Consider the following 19247-nt stretch of genomic DNA (forward strand, 5'->3'; position numbering starts at 1 on the left):
CGCCGCCCCGCCCGCCTGCGAGCCCGCCTCGGCGCCTCGCGCGGGCGCCCCCGCCCGGGTAGGCTCGACGACGTCGCGACTGGCGTTCGGATGGGTCACCATCGGGGAGCGACTCACACACGGTTGGTGGCCGTACGCCTGGGCCACGACGCATCCCCTCGTCCACCGTGCTCAAGGAGTCCCATGCCCGTCGACCAGTCCTTCAACGCCCCCCTCTCCGAGGTCGACCCGGAGATCGCGGCCGTCCTCGAGCAGGAGCTCGGCCGCCAGCGCGGCACCCTCGAGATGATCGCCAGCGAGAACTTCGTGCCGCGCGCGGTGCTGCAGTCGCAGGGGTCGGTGCTCACCAACAAGTACGCGGAGGGCTACCCGGGTCGCCGCTACTACGGCGGATGCGAGTTCGTCGACGTCGCCGAGCAGCTCGCCATCGACCGTGCCAAGAGCCTCTTCGGCGCCGAGTTCGCGAACGTCCAGCCGCACTCGGGCGCCACCGCCAACGCGGCCGTCCTCGCCGCCATCGCGCAGCCCGGCGACACGATCCTCGGCCTCGAGCTCGCGCACGGCGGCCACCTCACGCACGGCATGAAGCTCAACTTCTCCGGCAAGCTCTACGACGCGGCCGCGTACGGCGTGGATCCCGACACCTTCCTCATCGACATGGACGTCGTGCGCGAGAAGGCGCTCGCGCACCGCCCGCAGGTCATCATCGCCGGCTGGTCGGCGTACCCCCGCCACCTCGACTTCGCCGCGTTCCGCGCCATCGCGGACGAGGTCGGCGCCAAGCTCTGGGTCGACATGGCGCACTTCGCGGGCCTCGTCGCCGCCGGCGTCCACCCCTCGCCCGTGCCCTACGCGGACGTCGTCTCCTCCACCGTGCACAAGACCCTCGCGGGCCCCCGGTCGGGCGTGATCCTCAGCCGCGACACCGCGCTCGCCAAGAAGCTCAACTCGGCCGTGTTCCCGGGCCAGCAGGGCGGCCCGCTCATGCACGTCATCGCGGCCAAGGCCACGGCGTTCAAGATCGCGGCCACCGAGGAGTTCGCGGACCGCCAGCGCCGCACCATCCAGGGCGCGCAGATCCTCGCCGAGCGCCTCGTCGCGGCCGACTCCACCGAGGCGGGCGTCTCCGTGCTCACGGGCGGCACCGACGTGCACCTCGTGCTGGCGGATCTCCGCGACTCGCCCATCGACGGCAAGCAGGCGGAGGACGCGCTGCACGAGGTCGGCATCACGGTCAACCGCAACTCGGTGCCGTTCGACCCGCGCCCGCCGATGGTCACCTCCGGCGTGCGCATCGGCACGTCCGCGCTCGCGACCCGCGGCTTCGGCGAGACCGAGTTCACCGAGGTGGCGGACATCATCGCCGAGACCCTGAAGCCCGGCAGCGACCTCGCCGCCCTCCGTGCGCGCGTGCTCACGCTCACGGACGGCTTCCCGCTCTACGAGGGCCTCACCCAGTGACCGCGGTCGTGCTCGATGGCGTCGCCACCGCGTCGGCCGTCAAGTCCGAGCTCGCCGTCCGGATCCGCGCCCTCCGCGAGCAGGGCCTCGTGCCCGGCCTCGGCACGCTCCTCGTGGGCGATGACCCGGGATCCCGCTCCTACGTCGCCGGCAAGCACCGCGACTGCGCCGAGGTGGGCATCGAGTCCATCCGCATGGACCTCCCGGCCGACGCGACCGAGGCCGACGTGCGCACCGCCATCGAGCGCCTCAACACGGATCCGGCGGTCACGGGCTACATCGTGCAGCTGCCGCTCCCGGCGGGCATCGACGAGAACGCGATGCTCGAGCTCATCGACCCGTCCAAGGACGCCGACGGCCTGCACCCGACGAACCTCGGGCGCCTCGTGCTCGGCGTGCAGGGCGAGCTGACGTCGCCTCTGCCGTGCACCCCCGCGGGCATCGTGGAGATGCTCGAGCGCTACGACGTGCCGATCGCCGGACAGCACGTGGTCGTCGTCGGCCGCGGCCTCACGGTCGGACGCCCGCTCGGCCTGCTGCTCACGCGCAAGGGCCTCGACGCCACCGTGACGCTCACGCACTCGCGCACGCGCGACGTCGAGCAGGAGGTCCGCCGGGCGGACATCGTGGTCGCGGCCGTGGGCGTCGCGCACCTGATCAAGCCGGACTGGGTGAAGCCGGGCGCCGCGGTGCTCGACGTGGGCATCACGCGGGTCGTGGATCCCGAGACCGGCAAGGCGCGCCTCACGGGCGACGTGGATCCGGCGGTCGCCGAGGTCGCCGGGCACCTGTCTCCGAACCCGCGCGGCGTCGGGCCGATGACGCGCGCGATGCTGCTCGTGAACGTGGTGCTGGCCGCCGAGCGCGATGCGCGCCTGGCCGCCGAGCTGCGCGGCTGACGGCGCTCGCCGCGGCACGTCAGCTACGCATCATCGAGCACCTCGTGGCCATCAGCACGGTCGCAGGAGACCCGACCCGTGTCGACATCTCGATCAGGAACGAGTAGCAGCATGACGACCATGACATACCGTCCGCGAACGGGCGCGACGCACTGGTGGGTGCTGGTCGCGGCAGTCGCCTCGTGCGTCCTCCTGCTGGGGACGGCGTGGTCGCTGGCTGCACAGGTGGTGGTGGTGGTGATCGCGGCGAAGCGGCTCTCACGGCGTCCTCCCCGGCGGGAGGCGGTGGTGCTCTGGAGCGCCATCGCCGTGATCGCTGCCACGCTCGTCGCGGTGACCGCGGTCGGCATCGCCGCGGCGAGCTTGTCGAGCACGTCCACCACCACGACCGTTCCGATCGACTAGCGCAGGCGGGCACTTCCGCCGAAGCCCCGACGGAGTGTCGGGCGATGCAGGAGGGGACGGCCGGTCAGGCCGTCCCTTCCTCGCGTCCCGGGTCCGTCGCGGACGCCGGATGCGCGACCAGGAGCACGGCCGGCGTCGGGATCGTCCCCGCGTGCAGCCGCGCGTTCTCGACGTAGTGCGCCGCGTTCGCCCGGAGCCCCGCGACCTCCTCGTCCGTGAGCTCGCGCCGCACCTTGCCGGGCACGCCCGCGACGAGCGAGCGCGGCGGGATGACCTGCCCCTCCAGCACGACCGTACCGCCCGCGAGCAGCGACTCGCGGCCGACGACGGCGCCGTTCATCACCGTCGCGGACATGCCGACGATGCAGTCGTCCTCGATCGTGCAGCCGTGCAGCACGGCGTTGTGGCCGACGCTCACGCCCGTGCCGAGCGTGAGCGGGAAGCCCGCATCCACGTGGCAGCTCACGTTGTCCTGCAGGTTCGAGCCCGCGCCGATCACGATGTCCGCGGCCTCCGCGCGCACCACGGCGTTGAACCACACGCTGGATCCGGCGGCGAGCGTCACCCGCCCGACGACGCGCGCGCCCGCGGCCACGAGCGCGTCGTCGGCGATGTCGGGCGCGGGCGATCCGGGGAGCGCGCGGACGGTGGCGTGGGGATCGACGGTCATGCCGACAGGGTAGGCCGCCGGGTCAGGCGCCGGGGCGCATCCGCGTGCCGCGCTCCATCGGCACGAACCCGGCAGCCACGTACGCGTCCCACGGCGCGCGGTAGTAGGGGAGCGGGGAGGCGTTGATGAACACGTCGTGGCCGCCCAGCTCGCCCACCCGGCGGCAGACGTCGAGCGCGAGGGTCTGCGCGAGCCCCAGGCGGCGGTGCGCGGGCACGATGCCGAGCGGCTCGAGCTCCGCCCATCCGCTCGCGGGGTCGAGCCAGGCCGTGCAGGTGCCGGCGAGCGTGCCGTCGGGTGCCTCGATCACGAGGTCGAGCTCGCGCCGGTAGACGGCGGCGGTCTGCATGGCCGCGTAGCCGTCCGCGTCGAAGCGGCTCTCGGCCTCCGGGTCGATGCCGTCGCCGGACCCGTCGGTGAAGGGCAGCTCGACCGGCTTCCAGGCGCGGCGGTGCGTCTCGACCTTGGCCTGCTCCTCGCCCTCCGCGACCGGGCGGATGCGGTACCCCGCGGGCGGTCGCGCTCCCGTGTCGTGGGCGGCGTGGCGGAGCCCGGCGAGCGGGACGGCCTCGTCGACGAAGCCGCGGCCGGCGAGGATCCCGCGCAGCCGGTCCTGCCCGCGATGGACGGCGACGCTCGTGCGCCCGTCTCCGGTCGCGTCGAGGATCCACGCGGCCAGCAGGTCGGTGGTGGCGTCGTCGCCGGGCGCGCACTCGACGCGCGCGTCGTCCTCGGAGAAGGCGGCCCAGCCGATGAGCGCGCCGGCACTGTCGCGCACGACGGCCATCCGCTCCGGCAGCTGGCCGGTGGACGCCTCCCACGCGAATCCGCCGGGGTGGGTGGACGCGGGGAACCACGCGGACAGCGCGGGGGCGATGTCGCGGACGGCCCCCTCCCGGTCGTCGACGATCTCGGTCAGGCTCGCGGGTGGTCGCATGCCGCCGAGCCTAGGGGGACGCCCGTCCTACTGCTCCGCCTTCGCCCCGTCCGAGGGCGTGACCGTGAAGACGGTCGGGCCGGTGTAGCCGTGCTCCGCGAAGGCGCCGTCGATGGCGACCTGGAGGCGCGAGAGCGAGTCGACGTCGATCAGCGCGATGGCCGATCCGCCGAAGCCGCCGCCCGTCATGCGCGCGCCGATCGCGCCCTCGTTCTGCGCGACCTCGACCGCGAGGTCGAGCTCGGGGACGCTGATCTCGAAGTCGTCGCGCATGGAGCGGTGGCTCGCGTCGAGCAGCTCGCCGATCGCGCGCGGGCCCTCCTCGCGGAGCGCGCGCACGGTGTCGAGCACGCGCTGGTTCTCGGTGACGATGTGGCGCACGCGGCGGAACGTCTCGTCGTCGAGCACCTCGCGGGCGCGCACGAGGTCGTCGACCGCGAGCTCGCGCAGGGACGAGACGCCCATGAGGCGCGCGCCCCGCTCGCACGACTCGCGGCGTGCGCGGTAGCCGCCGTCGGCGTGCGCGTGGGCGACGTGGGTGTCGATCACGGCGATGGTGAGGCCGGCCGCCTCGAGCCCGAGCGGGATGACCTCGGCCTCGAACGAGCGGCAGTCGAGGAACACGCCCGCGTCCTGCTGACCGAGGAGGCTCGCGGACTGGTCCATGATCCCTGTCGGGGCGCCCACGATCTCGTTCTCGGCGAGCTGCCCGACCGCGGCGAGCGTCGGCCGGTCGAGGCCCAGCCGCCAGATGTCGTCGAGCGCGAGGGCGATGGATCCCTCGAGGGCCGCCGACGACGACAGGCCCGCGCCCACGGGCACGTCGCTGTCGACGTACACGTCGAAGCCGGGCACGGCGGCGAGGTCGGCCCCGCGCTGACCGAGGGCCCACGCGACGCCCAGCGGGTAGGCCTCCCAGCCCGCGATGCGCTCGCCGGTGAGGTCGGCGAGGCGGGCCTCCACGACCTCCTCGGAGAAGGAGCTGGCCAGGCGGATCCGGTCGTCGTCCCGCGGCGCGAGCGCGATGACGGTGCGGCGGTCGATCGCGAACGGGAACACGAACCCGGCGTTGTAGTCGGTGTGCTCGCCGATGAGGTTCACGCGCCCGGGCGAGGACCACACGCCGTGCGGCTCGCGCTCGAAGCGGGCGCGGAATCCCTCGCGCACGTCGTCTCGGATGTCGGTCATGCGTCCTCCACTGCCTTCCGGATCATCTCGGCCGCCTTCTCCGGCGGCACGTCGCCGATCCAGGCGCCCATGGCCGCCTCGGATCCGGCCAGGAACTTGAGCTTGTCGGCGGCCCGGCGCGGCGACGTGATCTGCAGCATCAGCCGGATCTCGTCGCGGTGCGCAGCGACGGGCGCCTGGTGCCAGGCGGCGATGTACGGCGTCGGGGTGTCGTACAGCCGGTCCATCCCCCGCAGCAGCCGCAGGTACATCGTGGCGAGCTCGTCGCGCTCGGCCTCGGTCGTCTCCGCGAGGTCGGGCACGTGGCGGTGGGGGAGCAGGTGGATCTCCACGGGCCAGCGCGCCGCGAACGGCACGAACGCCGTGAAGTGCTCGCCGCGGAGCACGACGCGCTCGGACGCCTGCTCGGTCTCGAGGATCCGCTGGAACAGCCCCGGCCCGAACCGCTCGATCGACTCCACGAGGCGGCGCGTGCGCGGCGTGACGTAGGGGTACGAGTAGATCTGCCCGTGCGGATGGTGCAGCGTGACGCCGATGGCCTCGCCGCGGTTCTCGAACGGGAACACCTGGCGGATCCCGGGCATCGCGGAGAGGGCGCGCGTGCGCTCGGCCCACGCCTCCACCACGGTGCGGGCGCGCGACGGCGTGAGGCCGCTGAACGAGCCGGTGTGCGCGGGGCTGAAGCAGACGACCTCGCAGCGGCCGACCGAGGTGCGGGTGCGTTCCAGGCCGATGGACGTGAGGTCGTCGTCGTCGACGGGCGCGTCCACGCCGTCCGCGTCCGCGAGCGCGGGCCCGAAGGACGGCGACTTGTTCTCGAAGACCGCGACGTCGTACATGCTCGGGATCTCGGACGGGTTGGACGGGGTCGCGGGGGCGAGGGGATCGAGCTCCGCCGGCGGCAGGTGCGCGCGGTTCTGCCGCGCGGCCGCGATGGAGACCCACTCGCCCGTGAGCACGTCCTGCCGCATCGTCGCGGTGGGCGGCCGAGGTGCCGCCGGGCGGGCGTCGACGGCGCGCTCGGGCGGGAGGGCCGTGTCGGCGTCGTCGAAGTAGACGAGCTCGCGGCCGTCGGACAGCAGCGTGCGGCGCTGCGTGATCCCGGACGGCGACGTCGTGACGGTCTGGTCGGCATGCATGATGCCCCGATCCTACGGGCTCGCGGGGCCCGGATCTGCATTCCCGAAAGGCCGGGCTTGCGTTCGGGCAAGCGGTGGGCGAGGCTCGCCGCATGGCCGACGACACCGCCTCCGTCCCCGCGGCGACCCGCCGCTCCCGCATCCTGGAGCGCCTCGCCGACCGCGGCTTCGCGACCGTCGCCGAGCTCGCGGCCGACGCGGGCGTCTCCGCGGTCACGATCCGCGGCGACCTCGACGCGCTCGCCGACTCCGCCGCCCTCCAGCGCGTGCACGGCGGCGCGGTCCTCCGCTCCGGCCTCGCGGCGCGCGAGCAGAGCCTCGAGGTGACGCTCGGGTCCGCCGCCGACGCCAAGCGCGCCATCGGCCGCGCCGCCGCGCAGATGGTCGAGAGCGGCCAGAGCGTGCTCCTCGACGTCGGCAGCACGACCCTCCAGGTGGCCCGCGCGCTCGTGGCGCGCGACGACCTCGTCGACGTCACGGTCATCACGAACGGCCTCACCCTGGCGCTCGAGCTCGAGCGCGCGATGCCGCGCTTCACCGTCGTCGTCACGGGAGGCACGCTCCGGGCGCTGCAGCACAGCCTCGTGGATCCCCTCGCCACCGAGGTGCTCGACCGCCTGAACCCCGACATCGCGTTCATCGGCGGCACCGGCATCGACGTCGACCGCGGCGTCACCAACGTCAACCTGCCGGAGGCGGAGGTGAAGCGGCGGATGGTCGCCGCGAGCGCCCGCACGGTGGTCGTCGCGGACGGCTCCAAGCTCGGCCGCACGCACCTCGGATCCGTCGCGCCGCTCGACCTCGTCGACACCCTGCTCACGGACGACGGCGCGGACGCGCACGAGGTGACCCGCCTCCGCGACGCGGGCCTGCGGGTCGTCGAGGCGGCCGGGCCGTCCGACGCCGCGCGGCCGTAACGTGGATCCCATGAGACCCGTCACCGGAGAGCAGCACCACCTCGTCCACGCCGGCCCGTCCGGCGAGCTCCGCGCCACCGTCGTGCAGCTCGCGGCGGCGATCCGCGGCCTGACCCTCGACGGCGTCGACCTCGTCGAGCCCTACGGCGAGGACGTCGTCGCGCCCATGGGCGCCGGCATGGTGCTCGTGCCGTGGCCGAACCGGATCCGCGGCGCCCGCTACGTGCTCGACGGGAAGGCGCAGGCGCTCGACGTCACGGAGCCCTCGCTCGGCAACGCGTCGCACGGCCTCCTCCGCAACACCGGGTACACGGCCTCCGACCGCGCCGACGACCGCGTCACCCTCTCCGCCAGCGTCTTCCCGCAGCACGGCTACCCGTTCCTCCTCGGCACGTCCGTCACGTACCGGCTCACGGACGACGGCCTCGTCGTCACCCACCGGATCCGCAACGACTCGGCCGGCGCTGCTCCCGTCGCGGTGGGCGCGCACCCCTACCTCGCGATCGGCGGGGTCCCGTCTGCGGAGCTCACGCTCACCGTCCGCGCCGACACCTGGTCCGAGGTCGACGACGCGCTGATCCCGATCGCGGACCACCCCGTCGACGGCGCCGACGAGGACCTCCGTCAGGGCCGCGTCGTCGGCGACCTCGACCTCAACACGGGCTACGGCGACGTGCACGTGGAGGACGGCGTGAGCCGCCACGGCCTCATCGCGCCCGACGGTCGCGGCGTCGAGCTGTGGGCCGACGCGTCCTTCCGCTTCCTCCAGGTCTACACGCCGCGCGAGTTCCCGACCCACGGTTCGCAGGCCGTCGCCCTCGAGCCGATGACCGCGCCCGCGGACGCCTTCAACTCGGGTGTCGGCGTCCGCCGCCTGGAACCCGGCGAGGAGTGGAACCTCAGCTGGGGCATCCGCGCGACGGGCGCCTGGCCCGGCGCCTGACCGGCATCGCGCCGTGCCTGTGCGCTCGCCGGGCGCGACCGTCCGTTCCCGTGGCCTGATGGGCGCATCCCCTGATGCTCGGAGGCCCGCATGACCGGACGCCCGCCCGCTCCGCCGATCCCGCGTGCGCGGCGGATGGTCGTCGCGATGATCCTCGCGGCGGCGCCCATGCCCCTCGTCGCGCACCTCGTACCCGACCTCGCCGCGGCCTGCTGGGCGGCCGGGGCGGTCCTCACGATCGGCGCGCTGGTCGCTGCCCTCCGAAGCCGAAGCCGAAGCCGAAGCCGGAGCCGGAGCGGGAGCGGGAGCCGGAGCCGCTAGCCCGCATCCTCCTGCGCCCACTGCAGCGCGACCCGGCGCGTGTACTGCTCCAGCGCGATCCGGTTCTCCTCGGGTTCGCGCAGCCCGTCGATGTACGCGAGCAGCCGCCCGACCACGCCGGAGAGGTACTGCACGCCCCGGTCGTCGTGCTCCTCGAGCGCGGCCTTGAGCAGGTCGTAGCGCTCGGAGGTCTCCTCGGCGGTCAGCATCGCGATCACGAGTTCGTCGGCCTGCATGCTCATGCGCCCCAGCATCGCACCGGCGCGAGGCGGCGGTCGGGCCAGCGGAGCGCCCGTCCGGATGCCGTCGTCGCCTCCCGCGGGCATCTCCCGCGATCAGGACAGGGCGGTCTGCGTGCGCTTCCTGTCGGAGACCTTGACGGCGGGAACGCCCGCCCACACCTCCCAGTCGCCGGTGGACCGGGTCAGCACCGCGTTCGCCGCGACGATCGTGCCCGTGCCGACCCGCAGCGTCCCCCTGCCTCCGAGGATCTTCGCTCCTGCGCAGAGCACCGCGTGGTCGCCGATCTCGATGCCGTCGAAGCCCAGCTCCTCGTCGGTCATGCCGACGCCGCTGCGTCCGATCGTGACCTGCTGGTAGATGGCCACCGACGACCCGATCCGGGTGGCGGGGGTGATCACGACGCCGTTGCCGCGATGGTGCAGGACGAGGCCCGGACCGATGGTCGTGTGGGCGTGCACCTCGACGCCCATCAGGAGCAGGGCCTCCCTCACCAGCCGCACGCGCCGCAGCTCCACCATCTTCTCCACGACACCCATCTCCCGATCGTATGCCAGGACGCGCCCCCGAGCGGGGGCGGCCGTCCGAGGGCCGGCCACGGCCGTGAGGCCGGACGCACGCCGCCGCACATCGCCTGTGGACAATCAGAAGCGTGGGATCGACAGGACCGCTAGGTTCGCCGAGACCATCGGGGGGCGTCACGAACATCGCAGGGATCACGCGGCGCGGCAGCGCGTTCGTCATGAACCTCGCCGGTTCGCTCCTGGTCCCCATGCCCGTCCGGATGCGCGTCTACCGCGCCTGCGGGGCGCGCATCGCCCCCGGGGCGCGCGTGTTCTCCGGTGCCCTGTTCCAATCGGCCCAGCTCACCATGGGCGCTTCCTCCACCCTCAACTTCCGCTGCGTCATCGACAACTGGGTGCCCGTCGTCATCGGCGAGCGGGTCGGCGTCGGGGTGGGCGTGCAGATGATCACGAGCTCCCACGAGATGTCGAACCCGGCCGTCCGCGCCGGCACGATGCGCTACGCGCCCATCACCATCGGCGACGGCGCGTGGATCGGCAGCGGCGCGGTCATCCTGCAGGGCGTCACCATCGGCCGCGGCGCGGTCATCGCCGCGGGCGCCGTCGTCACGAAGGACGTCCCGGCGGACGAGATCCACGGCGGCCTCCCCGCGAAGCTCATCCGCGGGCTGTAGCGCGTGCCGGAGCCGCCGGAGGGGCGGTTCAGCAGGGAGGTGCACGCCGGCCACCTCACCCGACGGGCTCCTGCTCGTCTTCCCTGCGCGCGCGGGTCAGCGCCCGCTTGACGAACCTGCGGCTCGGGGCCTCGAAGACCGTGAAGATGAGGACGCTCGACGCGATCGTCAGCACGACCCACACCCACCCGAACCACGAGGGCGTCGGCACGACGCTCATCAGGTTCATCAGCGGTACGTGGATCAGGTAGAGCGAGAAGCTCGCTTCGCCGAGCAGCAGGAGCCAACCTGCACCCAGCCATGTGCGGCGTCCTCGCGGGGGCACGGCGAGGCCGGTGATGAGAGCCGCGAAGAACGGCGTCAGCAGGAGGTAGGCGGGCTGCACGGGCGCCGTGAGCGACAGCAGGAGGACGCCCAGGCAAGCGGCGCTGATCAGCGCGAGACGACGGTGGCCGGCTGCCAGCCATTCGCGCCCACCACGGAGGAAGACGAGCGCGGCGACCACCCCGATGAGGAAGTCGAAGAAGTGCGTGACCGGGAACTGGCTGACCAGGAATCCACGTTGCCCCACGGGAGCGAAAGCGCGCACCGCCGAGATGAAGATCACCTGGCCGGAGAACGCCACGGCGAGCATCCACATCATCGCCCGCGCGGTCATCTTCCGAATCGATGCGATGAGCATCGGGAAGAGCAGGTAGAAGAACATCTCGCAGGCGATGCTCCAGGCGGGGCCGTTCCACGGCTGATTGATCCGAGCTGCGGGGAACCACCCGGTCGTGACGGTCGCCTGGCTGAGGAAGCTGACGACGAGAGCCACGCCGTCGACATCGGGCAATGAATACCACTGCTGCAGATAGCCCTCATCGCGGTTCACGATCGCGAAGGCGACGCCGATCGCCCCGAGTCCGAGGGCGAGGACCACCACGGGGTAGATGCGCGCTACGCGGTTGACGTAGAAGGCGCGGCGGTCAGCGCCGCCGGACATCTCGGAGTAGTTGTACGCGAGGATGAAGCCCGACAGGACGAAGAACAACGCGACGGCGGTTCGTCCTCCGTCGACGAATGCCACGATTCCCGCGGGTATCACCACCAGCCCGGCATGCGAGAAGTGGGACAGGAGGACGGTCATGGCCGCGAAGAAGCGCAGACCGGTGAGTGCGGGGAGCTTGCGGTCGTCATGGATGGCGGCAGTCGGACTGGACATCGGTTCCCCCGCTACCGCACGTTGCTCGTGGACGCAGGGTAGTCCTCGCGTGAGCCTGCGGGTGAGCCCGACATCGGGAGAGGCGAATGGGTCACGCGGGCTCTGCGGCCATTCGCGAAAAGCGATCGGTGATCGAGCCCCCGACCGGCGCCACCCGCAGGGGCTCCGAGATCAGGCCGGGAAGGCTCTCCGGGAGCCCTGCTCATGCCGCGTCCGCGCCGTTTCCCCACAAAAGAAATCGTATGGGCCGACGGGAGGCGACACCACCATCCGGGGACCCCACATGAGGGGCTGGTGGACGGGCGCTGGATGCTGCCGCGTGCCGCGATGACGGCTGCCGGCGGCGACGCGTGCGACTCCACCGCTCGAGGACCGTGTGGGCCCCGTCGGGCTCGAACCGACGACCCAGGGATTAAAAGTCCCTTGCTCTACCAACTGAGCTAGAGGCCCGTGCGCCCGACTCTACGGGATGGGGGAGCGGCCGATCAGAGGCGGTCGACGTCTCGCGAGGACCCGCGACGCACGACGGCACCGGCCACGACCGTGACCACGACGAGGAAGATCCCGACGCCCACGAGCCACGCGAGCGCCTTGATGACGAACCCCACGACGACCAGGACGAGCCACAGCACCACCAGGCCGACGACGAATCTCATGCCCCCAGCCTACGGGGGCCTCCCGGGCGCCCGCCGGGCGATCGCGGCGGGCCCCGGCGTACGCTGACGAGGATGTCCGGCGACTACCACAAGCCCACCAGGTTCTCCGGGTCCAAGTTCGAGAGCATGCTCGGCGGCGAGGACCCCGCCACGATCAGCCGCGTGGCCCACGAGACCGCGTCGGCGCTGCTGGCGCGCGTGCGGGCGGATCCCGACCCCGCGGTCGTCGAGCGCCTCATCGCCTACACCGACGAGCACGGCATCGACGCGGTGGCGGAGCTGTGGTCGCGCGCGAGCCCGCGCAGCCTGCCCGGCGCGCTCTGGCGCCTGTACCTCATGCGCGCGCTCATCCGACAGGATCCGGACGGCATCAGCCTCCTCTACCAGCGCGGCACCGAGGTGGCGACGACCATCGATCCCGTCGTCGCGGGTGCGACGGCGCCGACGGGGCCGGCGGAGATCGTCGAGCTCGCGGACAGCATCCTCCGCGGCCTCTTCACGGGCGACTTCGCCGTGGCGCTGGATCGGGCGGGTGCGTTCAGCAGGCTGGCCGCGCTCGGTGCCACGAGCGTCGCCGACGACCTCGACGCCACGGCCTCCCCGGAGCGCGCCGGCGACCTCACGACGCGCGCCCTCCGGCTCTCGCAGATGGCGGCGGACCTCGCGCAGTGCGCCCGCCTGTGGCGGAGCGACCGGCTCGACTGACCCGGGGCCGGGCGCGCGGGCGTCCTCCCGCACCGCTGCATCCGCCGCGTTCGCTGTGAGCGACGGACCTCGGGCGACAGCTCCGGTCGACTCGGTTACAGTGGATGGGGTCGGGCCGCAGTAACCCCGGGCTCCAATATTCGCCGCTCCGAGCGGCCTCGCGCCGAGAGGCGTTCCTGCGGTCCGGCTCCTCTTATCTCCGCCAGATGCCCTCGAGGCCGGGTCCCCACCCGACCGGACGCCACCCACGTCCCCTCCGACCGGAGCCGAGCGCCACCCGCGCCCCGGCATCGTCATCCGGCCGTCCTGTGACCAAACCGTGACGCGCCCCGCCCCGAAGAGTCATCGTGAGGCGCTCACCCGCTTCGCACCCGTCACCCGCGAGGGTGCGACCCGCATCGGTCGTGTCCTGCTGCGCGGCAGGCCGCCCGGCCATCCCAGATGCCGCGTTCCCGCGGGATCCGGCCGGTGCGGGCCTCCCCGCATCCCCTGCACCATCCGCCCCACCACCCGGAAGACCCACATGACCTCCCCGCAGATCCACCTCCGCCCGACGGGCGTCGATGCGCCTGCATGCGGAACCCGGTCGGGTCTGGGATGCTGGGGCTCGTGCCTTCATCGATCGAGCGTCCTGACCTGCCCGGGCCGGCGGACCCCGAGTCGAAGGAGTCGCTCCTCGGCCGTGTCGCCCAGGGCGACAAGCGCGCCTTCTCGGAGCTCTACGACCAGCTCGCGCCCCGCGTCCTCGGACTCGTGCGGCGGCTCCTCGTCGACCACGCGCAGTCCGAGGAGGTCACCCAGGAGATCTTCCTGGAGATCTGGCAGTCCGCATCGCGGTTCGACCCGGCCAAGGGCGCCGCGACCACGTGGGTGCTCACCATGGCCCACCGCCGCGCGGTCGACCGCGTGCGCGCCTCCCAGTCCAGCCGTGATCGCGACGTGCGCATCGGCATCCGCGACCACGAGCACGGCTACGACCAGGTGTCGGAGACCGTCGAGATCAGCATCGAGCACGAGAGGGTGAAGAAGGCCATGACGAAGCTCACAGAGATCCAGCGCCAGGCCGTCTCCCTCGCCTACTACGGCGGCTACAGCCACAGCGAGGTCGCGTCGATGCTCGACGTGCCCATCGGCACCGTGAAGACGCGCCTGCGCGACGGCATGATCCGCCTGCGCGATGAGATGGGAGTCGCATGATGACCACCGACGACGACCTGCGCTCGCTCACCGCGGCGTACGCGCTCGGCGCGGTCGACGACGACGAGGCGGCCGAGTTCGAGGCCATCCTCGAGGGCGACCCCGTGCTCCGCGCCGAGGTCGAGGAGATCCGGGCCACCGCGGCCGGCCTCGCCTTCGCCACGGAGCCCGTGGCCCCGTCCCCGCGCCTCAAGTCCGACCTCATGGCCATGCTCGACGCCACGCCGCAGCTGCCGCCCCTCGAGGCGCCGGCCGAGGCTCCCGCCGACGACCGCCCTGCCGCGCCCGTCACCGAGCTGCGTCCTGCCGCGGGCACCCCGTCGGCGTCCGCCGGCCCGACCGCTCCGGGCGGTCGGCTCGGCTCCGCGTCGGCCCGCGCCTCCGAGCGCTGGTTCCGCAAGCCCGGCGCGCTCCTCGGGGTGGCGGCCGCGGCCGTGGTCCTCGTCGTCGGCGGCGTGGTCGTCGGCACGAACGCGGGCGTGCCCGGCTCCTCGGAGTCGCCCGTCGCCTCCGCGTACGAGCGGGTCACCACGGCGTCCGACGTCGTCATCGACAAGCGCGACGTGGTCGGCGGCGGCACCGCCACGGTCTACTTCTCCGCCTCCGAGGCGAAGACGGCCGTCGTGCTCAACGACGCCGCTCCGCTCCCCGAGGGCCGCGTCCTGCAGATGTGGTACGTCAGCCAGTCGGGTCCCGTGTCCGCCGGCGTCATGCCGTCCGACGGCGGCGCGGGCCACGCGGTGCTCGCTGGCACGTACACGCCGGGCGACACGGTGGCCATCACCGTCGAGCCCGAGGGCGGATCCGAGCAGCCCACGAGCGAGCCCATCGTGGCGGTCACCGTCACCTGATCGTCGGCTACCGCACGAGACGAAGGCCCCGCATCCTCCAGAGGATGCGGGGCCTTCGTCTCGTGCGGCGCGGCGGATCAGCCGAAGCGGCCGCTGACGTAGTCCTCGGTCGCCTGCACGCTCGGCTTCGAGAACATGGTGGTGGTGTCGTCGTACTCGATGAGCTTGCCCGGCTTGCCGGTGCCCGCGATGTTGAAGAACGCGGTGCGGTCGGAGACGCGGCTGGCCTGCTGCATGTTGTGCGTCACGATCACGATCGTGTACTGCGCCTTGAGCTCCTCGATGAGGTCCTCGATGGCGAGCGTGGAGATCGGGTCGAGCGCGGAGCACGGCTCGTCCATCAGCACCACGTCGGGCTGCACGGCGATGGCGCGCGCGATGCAGAGACGCTGCTGCTGGCCGCCCGAGAGGCCGGATCCGGGGAGCGCCAGGCGGTCCTTCACCTCGTTCCAGAGGTTGGCGCCCATGAGCGACTGCTCGACGAGCGCGTCGGCGTCCGACTTCGAGATCTTGCGGTTGTTGAGCTTCACGCCCGCGAGCACGTTGTCGCGGATGGACATGGTGGGGAACGGGTTCGGCCGCTGGAAGACCATGCCCACCTGGCGGCGCACGAGCACCGGGTCGACGCCCGGGCCGTAGAGGTCGTTGCCGTCGACGAGGACCTCGCCCTCCACGTACGCGCCGGGGATGACCTCGTGCATGCGGTTGAGCGTGCGGAGGAACGTGGACTTGCCGCAGCCGGACGGGCCGATGAAGGCGGTGACGGTGCGCGGCTCGATGCGCAGGTTGACGTCCTCGACCGCCTTGAACTTGCCGTAGTAGACGTTCAGGTCGTTGACTTCGATGCTCTTGGACAAGGGGTGTTCCTAACCGTTCGGGTTCGTGGCCGGGGGAGCGGGCGCTAGCGGCCGAGCTTGGGGGCGAAGATGCGGGCGATGAGGCGGGCGATGATGTTCAGCGCCATGACGATGAGGATCAGCACGAGCGCGCCGGTCCACGCGCGGTCGACGTAGGCCGCCGCATCCGCGCCCTGGTCGGCGTACTGCCGGAAGACGAACACCGGCAGCGTCATCATCTGGTCCTTGAAGGGGTTGTAGTTCATGCCCTGCGTGAAGCCGGCGACGATGAGCAGCGGCGCCGTCTCGCCGATGACGCGGGCGATCGCGAGCATGACGCCCGTGACGATGCCGGCGAGCGACGTGGGCAGCACGATCTTCACGACGGTCAGCCACTTCGGCACGCCCAGCGCGTAGGACGCCTCCCGCAGCTCGTTGGGGACGAGCTTCAGCATCTCCTCGGCGCTGCGGACGACCACGGGGATCATCAGCACCGAGAGCGCCAGGGCGCCGCCGAAGCCCATGCGGACGCCCGGGCCGAGGAAGAGCACGAGCAGCGCGTAGGCGAAGAGGCCCGCGACGATCGACGGGATGCCCGTCATGACGTCGACGAAGAACGTGATGGCCCGCGCCAGGCGGCCGCGGCCGTACTCGACGAGGTAGATGGCCGACATGAGGCCCACGGGGATGGAGATGACCGCGGCGATGGCCGTGATGATCAGCGTGCCCATGATGGCGTGCAGCCCGCCGCCGCCCTCGCCCACCACGTTGCGGAGGCTCGAGTTGAAGAACAGCGGGTCGAAGCGGCCGGAGCCGTTGGTGACCGCGGTGAACACCAGCGAGATCAGCGGGATGAGCGCGAGCACGAAGGCGACCGTGACGAGGATCGTGATGACCCGGTCCTTCGCCTTCCGCTCGCCCTCCACGGCGAGCGAGATGACGAAGAGGGCGACGCCGAACAGCAGCGTGCCGAACACGGCGGTGCCGACGTAGTTGAAGTCCTCGGCGGCGCCCGAGACGAGGAGCACCAGGAAGATGACGGCCATGACGAGCCAGGAGGCGAGGAAGATCAGGGGCGCCGTGGCGCGGTGCAGCTTGCCGGCCGTCAGGGAGTTGGGCAGCGTGGTCGCGACGGGCCGCGTGCGGGAGGGGGCTGTCGTCGCCATTAGTTCGCTCCGGAGAAGGCCTTGCGGCGGCTGATGATGTAGCGGGCCAGCATGTTCACGGCCAGCGTGATGATGAAGAGCATGAGGCCGGAGGCGATCAGCTCGTTGACCTTGAGGCCGTACGCCTCGGGGAAGCTCAGCGCGATGTTCGCGGCGACGGTGTTCGAGTTCGTCGACTGGAACCACGCGAAGTTCACGACCGCCGCGGGCGAGAGCACGATCGCGACCGCCATGGTCTCGCCGAGCGCGCGGCCGAGGCCGAGCATGGAGGCCGAGATGATGCCGGGGCGGCCGAAGGGGAGCACCGCCGTCTGGATCATCTCCCAGCGCGTGGCGCCGAGGGCGAGCGCCGCCTCCTCGTGCAGCTTCGGCGTCTGGAGGAACACCTCGCGGCAGAGCGCGGTGACGATGGGCAGGATCATCACGGCGAGGACGACCGCGACCGTGAAGATGGTGCGGCCGGTGCCCGAGACGGGGCCGGCGAAGAGCGGGAACCAGCCGAAGGTCTCCGTGAGGAACGCGTAGAACGGCTGGAGGAAGCGGGCGAGCACCGTGATGCCCCAGAGGCCGAAGACCACCGAGGGCACGGCGGCCAGCAGGTCGATGACGTAGCCGAGGCCCTGCGCCAGGCGGCGCGGCGCGTAGTGCGAGATGAACAGCGCGATGCCGACGGCCACGGGCACGGCCATGAGCATCGCGAGCGCGGCGGCGTAGACGGTGCCGAACATCAGCGGGCCGACGAAGCTCCAGAAGCCGGCACCGCCGGAGACCTCGGCCGGCGAGGCGGTGAGGGCGGGGATGCTCTGGACGACGAGGAAGAGCGCGACGGCGGCGAGGATCGCGAGGATCAGCGCGCCGGACCCGGATGCGAGGCCGGAGAACACGCGGTCGGCGAGGCGGGCCTTGGCCTTCACGCCCTGGGTGCTGCGGGGGGCGGCCGCGACGTCGCGCGGCCGATCGGACTCGGGGGCCTCGGGAGGCTGCGGGGCGGCGGTCGTCATGGGTCGGGTTCCCTTGCGGTCGTGATGGTGGGGCAGTGGGCGGCGCGCCGCCCGTGGGAGCGCCCCCTGGCCCGCGCGAGCGGGCCAGGGGGCGGACGGCGGGTGCTTACTTGATGGACGCGACCGCGGTCTTGACCTGCGCGGCGACCGTGTCGGACAGCGGCGCGGCGCCGGCCTTCTCGGCGGCGAGCTTCTGGCCCTCGGCGCCGGTCACGTACTCGAAGTACGAGCGGACGAGCTCGCCCACGGCGGCGTCCTTGTACTGCTGGCAGCCGATGAGGTAGCTGACCAGGACGATCGGGTACACGCCGGCCTGGGTGGAGGTGTGGTCGATCTTGATCGCGATGTCGTTCTCCGCGCGGCCGGTCTCCTCCGGGGAGGCCTCGACGATCGCGGACGCGGCCTCGGGCGAGTACGCGACGAAGTCGTCGCCGACCTTCACCTTGGCGGTGCCGAGGGAACCGGCGCGCGACGCGTCGGCGTAGCCGATGACATTGGTGCCGCCGTTGACGGCGTCGATGACGCCGGACGTGCCCTGGGCCGCCTCGCCGCCCGGGTAGGGCCACTTGCCGCTGGAGGCGGCGTCCCACACGGTGGGGGCGACGGCCTTGAGGTAGTCCCCGAAGTTCTGCGTGGTGCCCGAGTCGTCCGAGCGGTGCACGGCCGTGATGGGGGCGTCCGGCATCTTCGCGTCGGGGTTGAGGGCCGTGATGGCCTTGTCGTTCCACTTCGTGATGGTGCCCTTGAAGATGCCCGCGGCCGTGGCGGCGTCGAGGTTGAGCTCCGAGACGCCGTCGATCTTGAAGACCATGGCGATGGGGGAGATGTAGTTGGGGAGGTCGATGGCGGAGGTGCCGTCGGCGCACTGGCCGAAGGTGCCGGTGAGCTCGTCGGTCTTGAGCGCGCGGTCGGAGCCGGCGAAGTTGGCGTTCTGGCCGCCGGCCATGAAGGCCTCGCGTCCGGCGCCGGATCCGTCGGGCGAGTAGTTGACGGTGACGCCGGTGTTGGTGGTCTGGAAGGCCTTGGCCCAGGCCTCCTGGGCCGAGCCCTGCGCGGACGAGCCGATGCCGTTGAGCGTGCCCTGGAGCGTGGACGCCGAGGAGCCGCCCGCCGCGGGGGCCTCGTTGGCGGCGCAGGAGGAGAGGGCGAGGGCGGTGACGGCGGCGAGCGCTGCTGCGCTGCCGAGACGCGAGATCTTCACGTGGGGGAGCCTTCCGGGTGATTCGTGCTGTGACGGAGCCGGTGCGGGCTCCTCCGAGACGCTATGTCGGGCTCTTGACGGGCTCGGCCGATTCCGGTGAACGGGAGGTGAA

The 19247-nt window shown here is 72.3% G+C and carries 21 protein-coding genes, 1 tRNA gene and 1 riboswitch; of the genes, 9 read left to right on the forward strand and 13 right to left on the reverse strand.

Going from position 1 to position 19247, the window contains the following annotated elements; genetic code table 11:
• The first annotated feature begins 65 nt into the window (after positions 1–65).
• Positions 66–151: riboswitch (ZMP/ZTP riboswitch) on the forward strand.
• 32 nt (positions 152–183) lie between these two features.
• The 3 genes from glyA (at position 184) to AWH51_RS16015 (ending at position 2765) form a co-directional block, all read left to right on the forward strand.
• Entirely contained in the window at positions 184–1461 is a 1278-nt protein-coding gene (gene glyA / locus AWH51_RS06780; RefSeq protein WP_063071345.1) for a serine hydroxymethyltransferase, read from the forward strand.
• A complete protein-coding gene (locus tag AWH51_RS06785) occupies positions 1458–2360 on the forward strand; it encodes a bifunctional methylenetetrahydrofolate dehydrogenase/methenyltetrahydrofolate cyclohydrolase (RefSeq protein ID WP_063071346.1) in 903 nt (300 codons plus the stop codon). Before glyA ends, AWH51_RS06785 begins: the two co-directional genes overlap by 4 nt.
• 111 nt (positions 2361–2471) lie before the next feature.
• Complete coding sequence (locus tag AWH51_RS16015) at positions 2472–2765, forward strand: hypothetical protein (protein WP_131798112.1); 294 nt, start codon at positions 2472–2474, stop codon at positions 2763–2765.
• A 64-nt stretch (positions 2766–2829) separates the two neighbouring features.
• Here AWH51_RS16015 and AWH51_RS06795 read toward each other — a convergent pair whose 3' ends face one another.
• From AWH51_RS06795 to galT, 4 genes are read right to left on the reverse strand one after another with little or no spacing between them, the layout of a single operon-like run.
• Positions 2830–3435, reverse strand: coding sequence for a gamma carbonic anhydrase family protein (locus AWH51_RS06795; RefSeq protein WP_063071348.1), 606 nt, complete (start codon positions 3433–3435; stop codon positions 2830–2832).
• Positions 3436–3457: 22 nt separating this feature from the next.
• The gene (locus AWH51_RS06800) at positions 3458–4372 is read right to left on the reverse strand and encodes a GNAT family N-acetyltransferase (protein WP_063071349.1); all 915 of its coding nucleotides are present in this window, start codon (positions 4370–4372) and stop codon (positions 3458–3460) included.
• A 27-nt stretch (positions 4373–4399) separates the two neighbouring features.
• Entirely contained in the window at positions 4400–5560 is a 1161-nt protein-coding gene (gene galK, locus AWH51_RS06805; RefSeq protein WP_063071350.1) for a galactokinase, read from the reverse strand.
• Positions 5557–6699: a galactose-1-phosphate uridylyltransferase gene (galT, locus tag AWH51_RS06810; protein WP_063071351.1), complete on the reverse strand. Its 1143-nt coding sequence runs from the start codon at positions 6697–6699 to the stop codon at positions 5557–5559. The genes galK and galT overlap by 4 nt, the downstream gene beginning before the upstream one ends.
• A gap of 92 nt (positions 6700–6791) precedes the next feature.
• Between galT and AWH51_RS06815 the strand changes: the two genes are divergently transcribed.
• Positions 6792–7616, forward strand: a complete 825-nt coding sequence (locus AWH51_RS06815; RefSeq protein WP_063071352.1) for a DeoR/GlpR family DNA-binding transcription regulator — start codon at positions 6792–6794, stop codon at positions 7614–7616.
• A 10-nt stretch (positions 7617–7626) separates the two neighbouring features.
• Positions 7627–8559: an aldose 1-epimerase family protein gene (locus AWH51_RS06820; RefSeq protein ID WP_063071353.1), complete on the forward strand. Its 933-nt coding sequence runs from the start codon at positions 7627–7629 to the stop codon at positions 8557–8559.
• A 317-nt stretch (positions 8560–8876) separates the two neighbouring features.
• Here the strand turns inward: AWH51_RS06820 and AWH51_RS06830 are convergent, their stop codons facing one another.
• Positions 8877–9122: a hypothetical protein gene (locus tag AWH51_RS06830; protein ID WP_237583276.1), complete on the reverse strand. Its 246-nt coding sequence runs from the start codon at positions 9120–9122 to the stop codon at positions 8877–8879.
• Between the two features lie 93 nt (positions 9123–9215).
• Positions 9216–9659: a hypothetical protein gene (locus tag AWH51_RS06835; RefSeq protein WP_063071355.1), complete on the reverse strand. Its 444-nt coding sequence runs from the start codon at positions 9657–9659 to the stop codon at positions 9216–9218.
• A 203-nt stretch (positions 9660–9862) separates the two neighbouring features.
• Here AWH51_RS06835 and AWH51_RS16565 point away from each other — a divergent pair, with 203 nt between their 5' ends.
• The gene (locus AWH51_RS16565) at positions 9863–10318 is read left to right on the forward strand and encodes an acyltransferase (RefSeq protein WP_063071356.1); all 456 of its coding nucleotides are present in this window, start codon (positions 9863–9865) and stop codon (positions 10316–10318) included.
• Between the two features lie 55 nt (positions 10319–10373).
• On the opposite strand, the gene AWH51_RS06845 is transcribed toward AWH51_RS16565, so the two are convergent.
• The 3 genes from AWH51_RS06845 to AWH51_RS16240 form a co-directional block, all read right to left on the reverse strand.
• Complete coding sequence (locus tag AWH51_RS06845; protein ID WP_063071357.1) at positions 10374–11522, reverse strand: acyltransferase family protein; 1149 nt, start codon at positions 11520–11522, stop codon at positions 10374–10376.
• Between the two features lie 377 nt (positions 11523–11899).
• Positions 11900–11972, reverse strand: a tRNA-Lys gene (locus AWH51_RS06850).
• 35 nt (positions 11973–12007) lie between these two features.
• Positions 12008–12178, reverse strand: coding sequence for a hypothetical protein (locus AWH51_RS16240; protein WP_175345482.1), 171 nt, complete (start codon positions 12176–12178; stop codon positions 12008–12010).
• A gap of 72 nt (positions 12179–12250) precedes the next feature.
• On the opposite strand from AWH51_RS16240, the gene AWH51_RS06855 reads away from it, so the two are divergent.
• The 3 genes from AWH51_RS06855 to AWH51_RS06865 all read left to right on the forward strand — a co-directional run bounded on the left by AWH51_RS06855 (position 12251) and on the right by AWH51_RS06865 (position 14931).
• Complete coding sequence (locus AWH51_RS06855; protein WP_063071358.1) at positions 12251–12883, forward strand: hypothetical protein; 633 nt, start codon at positions 12251–12253, stop codon at positions 12881–12883.
• 597 nt (positions 12884–13480) lie between these two features.
• Complete coding sequence (locus tag AWH51_RS06860) at positions 13481–14080, forward strand: sigma-70 family RNA polymerase sigma factor (RefSeq protein ID WP_063071359.1); 600 nt, start codon at positions 13481–13483, stop codon at positions 14078–14080.
• Entirely contained in the window at positions 14077–14931 is an 855-nt protein-coding gene (locus AWH51_RS06865) for an anti-sigma factor (RefSeq protein ID WP_254654502.1), read from the forward strand. Before AWH51_RS06860 ends, AWH51_RS06865 begins: the two co-directional genes overlap by 4 nt.
• A gap of 77 nt (positions 14932–15008) precedes the next feature.
• Here the strand turns inward: AWH51_RS06865 and pstB are convergent, their stop codons facing one another.
• The 4 genes from pstB to AWH51_RS06885 form a co-directional block, all read right to left on the reverse strand.
• Positions 15009–15788 (reverse strand): phosphate ABC transporter ATP-binding protein PstB, encoded by a 780-nt coding sequence (pstB, locus tag AWH51_RS06870; RefSeq protein ID WP_043673462.1) that lies wholly within the window; start codon positions 15786–15788, stop codon positions 15009–15011.
• Between the two features lie 44 nt (positions 15789–15832).
• Positions 15833–16933: a phosphate ABC transporter permease PstA gene (gene pstA, locus AWH51_RS06875; RefSeq protein ID WP_063071361.1), complete on the reverse strand. Its 1101-nt coding sequence runs from the start codon at positions 16931–16933 to the stop codon at positions 15833–15835.
• Positions 16933–17934, reverse strand: a complete 1002-nt coding sequence (gene pstC / locus AWH51_RS06880) for a phosphate ABC transporter permease subunit PstC (RefSeq protein WP_175345483.1) — start codon at positions 17932–17934, stop codon at positions 16933–16935. The genes pstA and pstC overlap by 1 nt, the downstream gene beginning before the upstream one ends.
• A 106-nt stretch (positions 17935–18040) precedes the next feature.
• Positions 18041–19135, reverse strand: a complete 1095-nt coding sequence (locus AWH51_RS06885) for a phosphate ABC transporter substrate-binding protein PstS (protein ID WP_063071362.1) — start codon at positions 19133–19135, stop codon at positions 18041–18043.
• Between the last annotated feature and the right edge of the window lie 112 nt (positions 19136–19247).

This window comes from Clavibacter tessellarius (genome assembly GCF_001618005.1).
Lineage (GTDB): Bacteria > Actinomycetota > Actinomycetes > Actinomycetales > Microbacteriaceae > Clavibacter > Clavibacter tessellarius_A.